Below are 12,900 nucleotides of genomic sequence, written 5' to 3'. Positions count from 1 at the left end.
CCAAATCGTCAGTTGTGGAGGGAGGCTCATGCCAGGTGTCGAAGCAAGTCGGCGAGCTCGGCGCGGCTAAATCCTCCCGCGGCGGGCCCAGCCTTCACTCGGGCTAGGCGCGCGAGCGTAGGGTCGTTGAGCATCTCGTCCATCGCTTGGAGCTTCTGGCGCATGGCTTCATCGATCCGTTCGTCGATCGTCCCGATCGCCTGCAGGACGATTGCCTTGGCCCTGGTTCCCTCCGGCATCCCAACGCGATGCGTCCGGTCAAGCGCCTGTAGGAAGAGCCCAGCGTTGAACGTGCGGTCGACATGCAGCTGGGTCTGGCACGCATGGTGCAGGCTCACTCCCTCGCCGAGTGTCTGCGGAGTGGCCAGTAAGACCGCACACTCCGGGTCCTGACGAAACCGCCGCAGTTCACGCTCGCGGTCGGTGGGAGCGCTCGGCTCGTGACGGGGGGTCGCTCCGGTGATTACCGCGGGCCGGTACGGGTCCAGCAGCCGCTCGAGCTCGTTGATATTCCCGATGAAGTTGGTCCAAATCAGTAGCTTCTCTCCGCGGGACGCGTAGTCGGCGGCGTACCGAGCTGCAGCGAGCAGCTTGGCCGGCCTCGTGGCTGCACGAGTATCGGCAATCAGCTCGGGCAGGGGCCGACCCGCGTCGATGTCGCGCGGCCACACCAGCTCACCGCCCACTGCTGAATCCAGGAGCGCCGGATTCGATGCGCACGCGATGATACGTGTCACTGCTGACCGCGTGTACTCGGGGTGGTCGGCCTGCAACTCGGGGTCGTCCTTGAGTCGACCGACCAGCGCCTCGTAGAGGCGCATGTGGGCGTCATCGAGGCGCACTGGCTCGATCTCGATGACGGCCTCTTCAAGCCCAAGCTGATCTTTGGTAATGCGCGTCCATGATCGGTTGGCGTGAGGAGTGTGCATGCTCGCGAGTCGCGCACCTTGACCGGGCCACGCGAGTTCGAGGATCGCCACGAGGTCTTCAGGTCCGTTCGGCATCGGCGTGCCGGTAAGTACAAGCCGAGCAGCTGCGATCCCCGCTAGGTCAGCTGCACCGAAACCGTGGAGACCATCCTTGCCACGCTTCGCTCGATGAGCTTCGTCGAACACGACCGCGAAGCGATGCCCGTGCGACCACGCATCGATAGCTGCGCGCGTACCGGGCTGCGCCGCTCGCTCGTAGTTGAAGATCAGAACCTCGCTTCGCCGCGAAGGCGACGCTGGGGCGAGCTCTACCGTGGGCACCCTGTCGATCGCGTAACAGTCGCGGGCCTCGTTCTCCCATGCCTCGTAGGCGCTTTGCGGAGCAATCACGAGCATGCGATCCACAAGCCCGGCCGCACGCAGGAGCGTGTAGACGGCGTAGGTCATCGTGGTCTTTCCGCTCCCGGGCACCGAGAAGTTCCCGCCGCCACCGCTCGAGACGAGCTGTGCGACGGCGTCACGCTGAGCCGGAAGCAACTGTCGTGCAAATCCAGCTTCCAGAAGCGCTGAGTCCAGATCTCCTTGGTCACGCACCGGAGGAGTCGCAAGGATTCGATCGACGGCATCCTGCACTGTCGACGCTGACCCGGCGGCGGCGCGAGCATCGAGCGTCCAGTCCCATTTCCACCGTCCAGCAGGCCACGGGCGGCCGAGGATATCTGCGACGTCGGCGGCGTTTTCTACTGGCACCACGAGACGTCGTTCTCCGTCGTCGCTGGCACCGGTCTGAAGCAAGAACTCCTGGGCGAGAGAAAGCCACGCAGATCGAGGCATACCAGTCGGGGCGACGACGATGAGATCGCCGCCCCGACGGGACACACTGCCAGACCGCGGTTCGAGCGTGTTCTCTTCCATGCTGATCAGCGCGATGCGCGACTCGCGGCCCGGGCGTATGCCTTGCCTACCTGGAAGAAGTCGACCAGCGACTGCAGGACAGGAATCACCTCATCGACGAGAACCTCGTTGATACCGATCTCCTCATACACCGGCTCGCCCCAGAGGTCCGGCGCGTAGTCAGTGTCCAGGGGCAGCTCGTCGTCCGGCGGGGTCTGACCGAGCAGTTCACCCGGCAGGATCTCCTTGAGGCGCTCAGATCCGAACTCGCCATCGCGGGCGCGCTTAAGCGAATCGACCAGCTCCTGAACCAGTCGTGCGAACTCAGTCTGCGGGTTGTCCGACGTCGGCCGGGCACCCAGCCACCGCTGGCGGAGGTACACGTCCGTGAGTTCCTGGTCGTCATCACGGTCGAGGGGAATCGTGGGTGTCGCTGACACCGTGAGTGCGGCGATGGCGTCAGACAACTCGGTGATCCCCACCTCGTGCTGCGCCATCATACGAAGCAGAATGCTCGGGTCGCTTGCAGAGATGTCGTTCGACTTACCGCCGGCACCGAGACCGGTCCGCGAAAGCGCTGCTCGCTTCGCGATGAGGCCCGGATTGGCCATGAGAGCGAGGCCACCGAGCGCGGCGATCGCGCGTTGGGCAGGCCCGGCATTGTCAGGGTCGTCGTCAGCGCTACGGGCGCTCCGTTCCTCCTGGGCCTGCGCAGTGAGCTTGGCGAGCGGCAGCGACAGGAGCGACGGCCAGATCACCTCGTTCTGGTGCTCGCTCGTCTTCCAGAACCAGCCATGTCGGAAGGTTCCGAAGATGGCAGCCTGGATCGTTCCCTCCCAACCGGAGCCGTTGAGGCCGAGGGCCGCGATCGCCTGAGCGGCAGCCACCTTCGCCCTATCGTCCGAATGCACACGCGTGCTGTTCAGGCGCAGCCGCTGGTTGACGATCTCGAGCGAGTCCACCGGCGAACTTTCGTCAGCTGGAGGCATCGCTGACTGCGCGGTGAGCGCGGCGAGGAGCTTTGTCGTCGAGACGAGCAGGTTGCCGGGATCGCCATCGTCAGTCCGCGGCGGTCCACTCCATTCGGCGAGTGACTCGCCGAGCCACATCGAGCGTTCCGTCTGGCTGACGCGCGAGTCGGCCACTAGGTCATCCACGGCGCCGATCGCAATCAGGCCGAGGACGTCGGCGTCGTTCCAGCGCTCCTTTGCCTTACCCGGCATGTGATAGCTCCGAATGAGCTCCTGAACCGTGTCCGACACCGGGTGCGCGAGCCCGCGACGTTCGGCAATGACCGGATCAGGGTTGACTGCGACGATCAGGTTAATTTCCATCGTCCGGATGAGCTGGAACGCGACCGCTGCCGGCGTCACCGCGGCGACAGAATTCACCCACCCTTCGATGTTGGTGGCGCTAGGGAAGTACCCCGCGGCGGCGGTGGAGGAGAACTTGAGGCTCTCTGAAAGGACTGTGAGATCCTCGGCAGTGAGATCACGCAGTCGCGGCTGGGCGCTGCGCAGCCAGCGTTCCGTCGCGACGCTGGCGACGTTCCGATTGGCGAGCACGTCCATCGCTGCGAGCGCGGAGAACAGGCGCTGCGCACCCTCAGCTGCCTGAGCGACCCAGGCGCTTCCAGTCGCCGAGTTGAGCTGCGTCAGGACAACGTCTGGCGGATCGAGCACACCGAACTGGATGATGCTGTCGATGCGCCCCTTCTTCGGGCCGTCGGCTGAGGTGTAGTTGGAGAGGCCGAGCAGGCGGCGCTGCGCCGAGACGATCTCGATGACGCTCTCTGGCCCGTCGACATCCATTGTGGGGAGCGAGAACAGAGGGTGATCCTCGGCGGTCGTGACCAGGTGCACGTCGCTGCCTCGCAGTTCCGAGCCCATGCGACGAAGCGCGCGGCCGTTCAGCATCCAGGGGAAGATCAGCGGAGTGTTCACGGTGAAGCGGACGAAGCGGAGAGTTCCGCTCTCAGTGCGCTTGGTCTGGATCTCGCCGAGTGCCTTCATATTCCGATCGGTGTCGGCGTTGAGGGCTTCGACCTGGCGCACGATGCCGAGGTCGACCTCAGCAGCGGCGATGCCGTGCTCTTCGGCGAAGACATCACGGAACCGTGCGCCGAGGCGACTCAGCGGGGCGCCGTCGCGCTCCTCAGTCCGACCGGACTCTGGGCGGAACGGAACGGGGAGGAGCTTACGGTCCTCAAGTCGAGTGACGGGCGGCGCAGTCTCCGGATCCGCGAGTGGGCGCAGAACTCCTGCGCCGGTCTTAGAGCTCTTGCTGGTTGTGGTGCGTGCCACGATCTGACCTCCGGGTCATTCGGGCCCGTGCTGGTCGATCGTCAGAAGACGCGCATCCACCGCCGCCTGAGAAGTCAGACGCGTTGAACACGAAACTTCCTCCATTCGAACCGGAACCTTCGATCTCGAGCACCGCAACAGCTTTAGTGGCTGCATAGGAACCCGCTTTGACCTCAGTACGGCACGAGCAGGGCTATCTGTTCGCCGCCAGGGTATCAGACGTGATCGCTGACAGAACACCTTCAAGGCATAACGTGGTTGCATGAGCGCGACGGAGTCTTGGGCATCGAGTCCCGGCACGGCGAGATCGATGCGCAGCAACAAGCGTCGTGACACCACCATCGAACTCGCGGTGCGGCGCGAGCTGCACCGACGCGGCTTTCGGTACAGAGTCGACTTCGCCCCGCTCAACACGGTGCGCTCCCGAGCGGACATCGTCTTCCCGCGTGCCCGAGTCGCCGTCTACGTCGATGGCTGCTTCTGGCACGGATGTCCGGTCCACGCCACCTTGCCAAAGAGCAACACTGACTATTGGCTGCCGAAGCTTGCGCGCAACCGTGAGCGAGACAGCGAAGTCAACGATGCGCTGCGAGCGGCGGGATGGACGGTTCTCCGCTTTTGGGAACACGAGCCAGCAGGCGTCATCGCTGAAAGGATCTCTGCTGCACTCGGTCCTGCGTACCCGAAAGCGATACTCATCGGTCACTGACGCTGGATCGGAAGGTCGCCCATCGCGCTTGGCGGTCCGAGTTCCGATCGCGGGTGCATGACAGGTGCGCGGAGGCCAGGCCGGATGTCTTGCTGAGATCTCGCAAGCTCGACACGCCGAGAACCGGAACAAGATTTGCAACTATGGCGAGACGCTCGCTAGCATGAAGGAAGCCGGAGGCATCCGGCGATGATAACTTCATCCAGCCTAAACGGCTATGAGGGCACACCGAGGGCAATCGGTCTGGCATTGAAAGCGGTCTTGATGTCAGGCGGTCTGTCGTACCTTGAGGGAATCCGAGCGGGCAACTAATCGGATGCGGTCACTGCCAGCGAACCGCAGGAGACGAAGTAACCAAAATTGTGAAGCTTAGCCGCCCCTGAAGGGCGGCTATCTTCATCTTATGGAGGAGACTGACGTGTCCGAGGCTGAACAGCAGACAGAGCTTGAGATCGCTTTCAGACTGTTGCTTGAGGTGGTCACTGACCTGAACCAACGAGGCAAGGTTCCCTCCGCCGCCGCTGTCAAGTCTGCGCTCCTTTTGCGTGATCCTGGCTTCAGCGAGCGTGCCGTTGGTTTCCGGCGGTTCATCGATTTTCTGGAAGCAGCCGTGCGTGATGGTCGGGTCGGTGTGCTGCGCGATCCCAACCATCATCCACGGATCTACCCCTCCTCCGCGGACATCGCCCGCGTTGAGGCGATTGTTCGTTCCGCTGTGCCCAATGGTGGGCAGGACTTGAGGCTCCGACGCGAGGTCTGGCGTGCATGTGTTGATTGGGAGCCTGCTGACTATTGGCGCGGCTGGGATCGCACCACCAGTCGTGTGTTCATGGCACCGAAGGCCGGAGCCGAGAAGTCCCCTTGGGCAGTAGATCCTGACCGCTTTCTTGAGCTTCCGGTTGTCGCCCAGGAGCATCAGATCCAATGGATGCGCGAGTTCGCCGTCGCACAGTCTTCGGCTGTCTCTCGGGAGCTCTTGCTGGCTCTCGCTCCGGATGCGCCTCTCGGAGCGTTCCGACAGCAGCTTGAGAACTTGGACCTGGCTGGCAAATGGGCGGTGGAGCTCCAGCGCAACGTGAACACTCACGTTGCCAACTGGGCAACGGCGGCAAGCGTTTCGCGTCGGCACTTGTTTGACTCGGGCAAAGCCGTGGATGAGGCCGGCTCATCCCGTCAGGCGGGAACTCGCGGAGTAGCGACTAGCGCCAGGAGCGACCCCCGTAAGCCGAATCCGAGCCGAAACGAATCTGACTCCGACCTTCGCTTGCTCCTCCATAAGGTGATCGACGACATGACCGTCGGTGAGCTGTCAGTAATTTCGGTCCCCGCGCGCTTCCTCGCCTACAGAGACCACTGAGATATGGGGGGTAAGTCCGCCCGCCTTTCGGTGGATGCGATCGATCATTTTGCGCCGGTCTTCGGGGTGCCCGGAGTCCAGGCGATCGATGCGTTTACCTCTCAGGGGAGCGCTCAGACCCCGATGCGGGTGGCGCTGGGCCGCGACCTGTCCGACATCTCATTCGTCAATGAGGCGGTCGCGCAGCTGGAGGGCTTCGGCGTGGCACATGAGGACGCTAACCGAGCCATCGGCGTGGTGCTCGCGTCTCCGACGATCAGCCTTCAAGGGCGTGACGGTCGCATCCTCCAGGCCGCTCTCGTGCAGAATCCGGATGATCTTGAGTGCATGAGGGTCACTCTCCGCGCACGCGTCCTGCGAGAACGTACTCAACGAACTGTGGGTGACCTCGTCATCGCCGCGATGCCGTTCGATCATGAAAGTATCGACGAGCTGGCGGCTGTTGCGGTTGAACTTGCCGAGGAAGCGATCGACTATCCGACGCCGAACTCTCCCAACGTGCGCAAGATGAGCGCTGCTGTGTTCGGAAAGCCTCAAGGCGGCGTCGCGGGCATGCATCCGTGGAACACGGTTCTGAAGTCGCTAGGAAGGGTGCTCGACATCCAGATCCGGATCGTGGCGGACCAGCAATCGGCGAAGGACTCTCTCCCCGGTACGACATCCGACATCTTCGTCCTAGATCCTGCGTTCGTGAGCGCTGCCAAGGGAGTGGAATCGAACCAGTCCCTCACGGTCACCGCTGTGACCGGTAGGGAGTTCCGTGAGAGCTGCCTTGAAATGGCTAAGGTGCTGATCGGCCGTATCGTTGAGCGGGCAGCATCGGGGCCCGCTCCTCGTGCACGCAAGCTCAAGCCTGGCGAGCGCGTGTTTCATCGCAAAGAGAAGAGCTCAGGAGCTCCGTTCGACAGGTTCGGAGAGCCGCGCAGGGGATGCAGCCACCCCGTTGAAGGCTATGTGAGGTACCACAAGGCCCCGAAAGCAGAGAAGGGGATGGCGAGGCTATATACCAATTTCTCATCAGAAATGCTCTACCACTGTGGCAAAGGCTATGACTGTGGAATGTACGCAGTGTTTGCCCCGGACAACTTGAGCTGAATGTAAGGCGTGAACCTGGTGGACCGTGGCGCGGAGAAGTTCAGCGTTCTGAGCAACGGCGTCGCAAGCGCGATAGATGTGCTCAGACGCCGTGACGGATGAGCATGTTCCGGACCGAGCTGTCCGATACGCCAACGCGAAGCCCAATCTCTTTGTAAGACAGCCCGGTCGCCTTAAGCGCCAGGATCGCGTTGATGGTGTCTTGACCGATAGCGTACGGCCGCTTCTCAACACCAACCCGCTCAAGCCGTCGATGCGCCGTGGTCTCGTTGATGCCATACTTCCGGGCGATCTCGCGGACACCCATCCCGGTGCGGTAGTCCACGGCAATGGCAGCGTTCGTTTCTGGACTGAGCCGCTTCGTCCCTGTTTTGGTGACCTTGAGCGACGGAATCCGCGTCACGTTCTCCCCTTGGGCCTGGATCAGCAACTTCTTGAGGTGAGAGGTAGCTCGCTCTCGATTGCAGTAGGAGCGCAGGAGGCGCACAGTGAGGAGAAGGCCCGGATCGAGAGATCCGGGCCTTCTTCATTTCCTTGACCCGTGCGGGCCCGCCGCTAATCTGGCGTCAGCCGCGGACCGCGGCGCGTGCCGAAGGAGACGTCGTGGTTCCGAACGAGTCCGCACCCGCCGCCGACGGGGCCGCGCCGGAGGCTCCGGAGCCGCGGACGGGCCCGTTCCGCCGCCTGACCGCGACGGTCGCGCGCGGGAGCACGCCGATCCGCGTCGTGCTGGGCCTCGCGCTCCTCGCGGTCGGCGTCGTCTTCCTCCTCGTGTCGATGACCGTGCAGATGATCGCGCTCGTCACCGGGATCGGAATACTGCTGGCCGGCATCGCGGTGCTCCTCACCGCGGGCGAGCACAAGGACCCCGGAGAAGACGGCGGATCCGCATCCCGCCCGGTCGCCGCGATCGTCGCGCGCGTGCTCGGCGGGCTGCTCGTGCTGCTCGGGGCCGGCATGGCGCTGTGGCCGGTGGCGGGTGCTCCCCTGCTCGCCCTCCTCCTCACGATCGCGCTGGTCGCCTTCGCGCTGGCCACCGCGGTGCGCGCCTTCCGTCCCGGCGCGGACCAGCGCGTCACGGGGATCATCGCGGCGGTCGCGACGCTCGCGGTGGCCGCGATCACCGTGTTCTGGCCGGTGCTGACCCTCGTCGTGTTCCGGCTCGGCGTCGGCGCGTGGTTCGTCTTCCTCGGACTGCAGCTGCTTCTGCGCGCCGTCGTGCGGCGCTCCCCCGCGAAGAGCACCACGCGCCGCCCGGGGGTGCGCTGGCTCCGCACGATCGGCGCGAGCGCCGCTCTCGTGCTCGCTGTCGCGCTCGCCGGGGGCAGTGGCGCACTGCTCGGGGGTACGCCGCTGCCGGTGCCCGACGCGTTCTACACGCCGCCCGCGGTCGTGCCGTCGAAGCCCGGCACGCTGATCCGCTCCGAACCGATGACGGTGGGCGTGCCCGCCGGTGCGAAGGCGTGGCGGATCCTCTACACGACCACGAACCCGGACGGGTCGCCGGCCGTGTCGAGCGGCACGGTGCTCGCGCCGGAGGACGCCGGACCGGATCCGCTCCCGCTCCTCACGGTCTCCCACGGCACGGTCGGCGTGGTGCCGGGCTGCTCGCCGTCGCTGAGCGCCGCACCCTTCGCGGACGGCGCGGGCACGGCGATGGCAGACATGGTGACCGCGCACGGCTGGGTCGCCGTCACGTCCGACTACATCGGCCTCGGCACGAAGGGCCCGCACCCCTATCTCGTCGGCGATGCGGAGGCCCGCAACGTGTGGGACGCGTCGAAGGCCGTGCTCGGCTTCCGCGAGCTCAAGGTATCCACCGACACCGTGATCTGGGGGCACTCCCAGGGCGGCCAGGGATCGCTCTGGACCGGCCAGATCGCCTCGTCCTATGCGCCGGAGTTCACAGTCAAGGGCGTCGCGGCGTTCGCGCCGGCCTCGAACCTGTATGCGCTCGCCGAGGCGATCAAGTCGGAGACGGCCGGCAAGACGGTGTCGGCCTACATCGCGGCGACCTGGGACAAGGTGTTCCCCGAGCTGAAGGTCGAGAAGAGCCTCACCCCCGGATCCGCGGGGCCGGTCGAGCGCATCGGCGGGCTCTGCTTCAACGGGCACGACGGCCTCGCCGCGATCCTGCGCGGCAGCCAGGTGCCGAACCAGATCTTCCCGGATGCGCTGCTCGACGGCCCGTTCGGCGACACGCTCAAGGAGCAGGAGCCCACCGGGCCGTTCCCCGCCCCCGTGCTGGTCGCGCAGGGACTGGCGGATCCGCTCGTGAAGCCCGCGATCCAGGACGAGTGGGTGAAGGCCCGTTGCGATGCCGGGATCCCCATCGACTACCGCACCTACCCCGGGCTCGGTCACGTCGAGCTCGTCGGGCCGGACTCCCCGCTCACGCCGCAGCTCGAGCAGTGGACCCTGGACCGCTGGGACGGCAAGGCCCCGACCCCGGACTGCGATCACCTGCCCGCGGGCTGAACCGCACCCGCGCCGTCTCGTCGCCGCGGTTCAGAGCACGATGTCCTCGGCGCTGCGGAGCGGGCGCCACTCGACAGGGCGGATCCCCCGGGTCGTCAGCACATCGGCGGACGCGAGGGGTCCGACGTCGACCCCGGCGAGTGCGGCGATCTCGGCGATGGGCACCTGGAACGTGCGGAACCCGCCGAGCGGTGCGGCGGCGAGCAGGCCGTCCCTGGTGTCGACCAGGTCGCTCTGGTCGAGGACGAAGCCGGCCGCCGCGAGGGAACCCGCTGCCTCCCAGGCCGCGATCTTCCAGAAGCGCAGGGGGATCCGGATGTCGCGGTAGGGCGGGTCGTCCTCGGCGAGCACCGGGGCCGTGAAGACGGAGATGCGCTGCGCGGTGGCCTCGGCATAGGTCAGCACGTGGTCTTCGAGGCCGAGCCAGAGCTCGGGACCCTGATTGAAACGCGCCGCCTGCGGAGCGGCGTTCGGGTAGACGAAGGTGGCCTCCATCGCGGCGCGCGCCGCCGCGACGTCCCCCCATCCCGGATCGCGCCGCCGCACCAGGTGCCCGCGGTCGAGGTCGTTGCGCGCGTACACGGCGGGGCCGGTCTGCTCGCCCTCCCCGACCCGGGGGTCGAGCCGCCATGCGCCCGTGCGCGGCAGATCGCGCAGCGTTGTGCCGTCGATGTTCACGCCCGTCACCACCGCCAGTCGGCGGGCGGGATCGAGCAGCACGGTGAAGCGCGGATACGCGAGCTCGCGCACCTCGCGTTCCGGGTGCGGGAGAGGGATGGAGGTGGAGAGGAAGCCGGGCCCGTAGCCGTCCGTCATGCCTCCATCGTGACGGACGCCTCCGACACTGTCACCAGGCGGATCCAGAATCCGTGCGTGCAGGAAAGCTTGCAAACGTGTAACATTGCAGAATTGCAAGTTTTGCGCCGGCGTCGGCGCTCGTGTCGATCGACGAAGTCCGCGAGCGGGATCCGCACCGCTCCATCCCCCGTTCTCCTGGAAGGACCTCTATGGCAACCGCCACCGACACCGTCACGACGGTCGAGGCGCCCGCCCCGCTCGCCGCGAAGCCGATCATGACGCACAAGCAGATCATGCTGGTGATCTACGGCCTGATGAGCGGCATGTTCCTGTCCTCGCTCGCGCAGACCGTCTTCGGCACCGCGATCCGCACGATCGGCGACGACCTGCACGGCCTCGATCAGCAGGCCTGGGTCACCACCGCGTTCCTCATCACCTCGACGATCGCCGTGCCGATCTACGGCAAGCTCAGCGACATCTTCGGCCGCCGCCCGCTGTTCATCCTCGGCATCGTGATCTTCATCCTGGGCTCCACGCTCTCGGCGTTCTCGACCTCGATGATGATGCTCGCCGCGTTCCGCGCCTTCCAGGGCATCGGCGCCGGCGCCCTCATGGCGCTTCCGCTCGCGATCATGGGCGACATCCTCGCCCCGCGCGAACGCGCCAAGTACCAGGGCTACTTCTTCGCGGTGTTCGGCGTCGCGACCGTGATCGGCCCGCTCGTCGGTGGCCTGTTCGCCGGCGCGAAGGAGATCCTCTGGATCGACGGCTGGCGCTGGACCTTCCTCATCAACATCCCGCTGGGCCTGTTCGCGCTCTTCATGGTCATCACGTTCCTGCACCTGCCCAAGGTGGGCCGGCACAAGGGCCCGCGCATCGACTGGTGGGGAGCCGCCGCGGTCATCGTGGCGCTCGTTCCGCTGCTCATCGTCGTCGAGCAGGGCCGCGCCTGGGGCTGGGACTCCGTCGCCTCCATCGCCTGCTACGTGATCGGCGGCATCGGCCTCGTCGCGTTCGTCGTGATCGAGGCCCTCATGAAGGATGACGCGATCATCCCGCTGAAGCTGTTCCGCTCGGGCACCTTCTCGATGGCCACGGTCCTGGGCTTCCTCGTCGGCTTCGCGATGTTCGGCGCGATGATGACCATCCCGCTCTACATGCAGATCGTCGTCGGCATGAACCCGACCGAGTCCGGCCTGTCCATGCTGCCGCTCATCGTCGGCCTCATGATCGCGTCGCTCGCCTCGGGCCAGATCACGGCCCGCACGGGCAAGTACCGCATCTTCCCGGTCCTCGGCACTCTCTTCACCGCCGTCGGCTTCTTCTCGCTCACGCTCATCCGGTACGAGACGCCGCTGTGGCAGATCTTCGTCGGCATGTTCGTGCTGGGCCTCGGCCTCGGCCAGCTCATGCAGCCGCTCACGCTCGCGAGCCAGAACTCGGTCGACCCGCACGAGATGGGCGTCGCCTCGAGCGCGGCCACGTTCTTCCGCCAGATCGGCGGAACGCTGGGCACGGCCGTCATGCTCTCGGTGCTGTTCTCGATGCTGCCCGCCAACGTCCTGCACGCCACCGAGGACAAGGCCAACCTCTCGGCCGCGCTCGATGCCGCGCTCGACCCTGCGACCTCGTCCAAGGCCGAGAACGCCGCCATCATGAAGAAGCAGTGGAGCGCGATCGTCGGCCCGCTGACCGAGAACATCCAGGCGCAGCTCGACAAGGGCGTGGCCGAGGGAGACGCCAAGGCGAAGGCGGCGGCCGGCGAGGCCGTCACCCAGAAGGTCACCGCAGGCGTGGAGCAGGCCGTCGCCGCGGGTCAGCTGCCCGCAGCCGCCGCGCCCGCCGTGATCGCGCAGAAGGTTGCCGAGGCCACGCCCGCGGCCGAGTCCGCCGCGCACGAGCAGGTGCTGAAGGCGGTCGCCGAGAAGGCGCACGCCGGCGTCCAGGGCGACAAGGTCGCGGTGGACTGGGCCGACCACGATCAGCGCACCTACTGGGTCGACCAGCTGGTCCCGACGCTGCAGGACCAGATCAAGAAGAAGGAGAGCGAGGCCTCCGGATCCGGCTCCTCCGGCACGGCGGTGAACGACACCTCCTTCCTGACCGGGGCCGACGCCGCGCTCAGCAAGCCGTTCATGATCGGGTTCATCCAGGGCCTCGTGACGCTCTACTGGGTCGGCTTCGGCGTGATCCTGCTCGCCTTCATCCTGACCTGGTTCTTCAAGGTGCCGCCGCTGCGCGCCCGATCCGCGCTCCAGGAGCAGGCGGACAAGGTCGGCATGACGGAAACCGGAAGCATCAGGACCCACCAGGCCTGAGCGGAGCCGGGGCGGGGAG

9 protein-coding genes are annotated in these 12,900 nt (G+C 66.0%); 5 read left to right on the top strand and 4 right to left on the bottom strand.

Features of this window, described 5'->3' with window-relative positions:
* Positions 1-26 precede the first annotated feature (26 nt).
* Both ACIPY5_RS08990 and ACIPY5_RS08985 read right to left on the bottom strand, forming a co-directional pair.
* Positions 27-1,844 (bottom strand): SNF2-related protein, encoded by a 1,818-nt coding sequence (locus ACIPY5_RS08990; protein WP_400969425.1) that lies wholly within the window; start codon positions 1,842-1,844, stop codon positions 27-29.
* Between the two features lie 5 nt (positions 1,845-1,849).
* Positions 1,850-4,126 (bottom strand): hypothetical protein, encoded by a 2,277-nt coding sequence (locus ACIPY5_RS08985; RefSeq protein ID WP_400969422.1) that lies wholly within the window; start codon positions 4,124-4,126, stop codon positions 1,850-1,852.
* Between the two features lie 262 nt (positions 4,127-4,388).
* On the opposite strand from ACIPY5_RS08985, the gene ACIPY5_RS08980 reads away from it, so the two are divergent.
* From ACIPY5_RS08980 to ACIPY5_RS08970, 3 genes are all read left to right on the top strand, one after another.
* Positions 4,389-4,835: a very short patch repair endonuclease gene (locus tag ACIPY5_RS08980; RefSeq protein ID WP_400969419.1), complete on the top strand. Its 447-nt coding sequence runs from the start codon at positions 4,389-4,391 to the stop codon at positions 4,833-4,835.
* A gap of 418 nt (positions 4,836-5,253) precedes the next feature.
* Positions 5,254-6,192, top strand: coding sequence for a hypothetical protein (locus ACIPY5_RS08975; protein ID WP_400969416.1), 939 nt, complete (start codon positions 5,254-5,256; stop codon positions 6,190-6,192).
* A 3-nt stretch (positions 6,193-6,195) separates the two neighbouring features.
* Positions 6,196-7,287 (top strand): hypothetical protein, encoded by a 1,092-nt coding sequence (locus ACIPY5_RS08970; protein ID WP_400969413.1) that lies wholly within the window; start codon positions 6,196-6,198, stop codon positions 7,285-7,287.
* 82 nt (positions 7,288-7,369) lie between these two features.
* On the opposite strand, the gene ACIPY5_RS08965 is transcribed toward ACIPY5_RS08970, so the two are convergent.
* Positions 7,370-7,717, bottom strand: coding sequence for a helix-turn-helix domain-containing protein (locus ACIPY5_RS08965; protein WP_400969411.1), 348 nt, complete (start codon positions 7,715-7,717; stop codon positions 7,370-7,372).
* A 173-nt stretch (positions 7,718-7,890) separates the two neighbouring features.
* Here ACIPY5_RS08965 and ACIPY5_RS08960 point away from each other — a divergent pair, with 173 nt between their 5' ends.
* The gene (locus tag ACIPY5_RS08960) at positions 7,891-9,765 is read left to right on the top strand and encodes a lipase family protein (protein ID WP_400969408.1); all 1,875 of its coding nucleotides are present in this window, start codon (positions 7,891-7,893) and stop codon (positions 9,763-9,765) included.
* 30 nt (positions 9,766-9,795) lie between these two features.
* Here ACIPY5_RS08960 and ACIPY5_RS08955 read toward each other — a convergent pair whose 3' ends face one another.
* Positions 9,796-10,581 carry a DNA/RNA non-specific endonuclease gene (locus ACIPY5_RS08955; RefSeq protein ID WP_400969405.1) on the bottom strand — a complete coding sequence of 262 codons (786 nt, stop codon included), beginning with the start codon at positions 10,579-10,581 and terminating at the stop codon, positions 9,796-9,798.
* A 191-nt stretch (positions 10,582-10,772) separates the two neighbouring features.
* On the opposite strand from ACIPY5_RS08955, the gene ACIPY5_RS08950 reads away from it, so the two are divergent.
* Positions 10,773-12,881, top strand: a complete 2,109-nt coding sequence (locus ACIPY5_RS08950) for an MDR family MFS transporter (RefSeq protein ID WP_400969402.1) — start codon at positions 10,773-10,775, stop codon at positions 12,879-12,881.
* Positions 12,882-12,900 lie beyond the last annotated feature (19 nt).

It is taken from the genome of Microbacterium sp. NPDC089698 (assembly GCF_044749045.1).
Lineage (GTDB): Bacteria > Actinomycetota > Actinomycetes > Actinomycetales > Microbacteriaceae > Microbacterium.
Note: the sequence above shows the minus strand (reverse complement) of the source record. Positions and strands in the feature narration are given on the sequence as shown.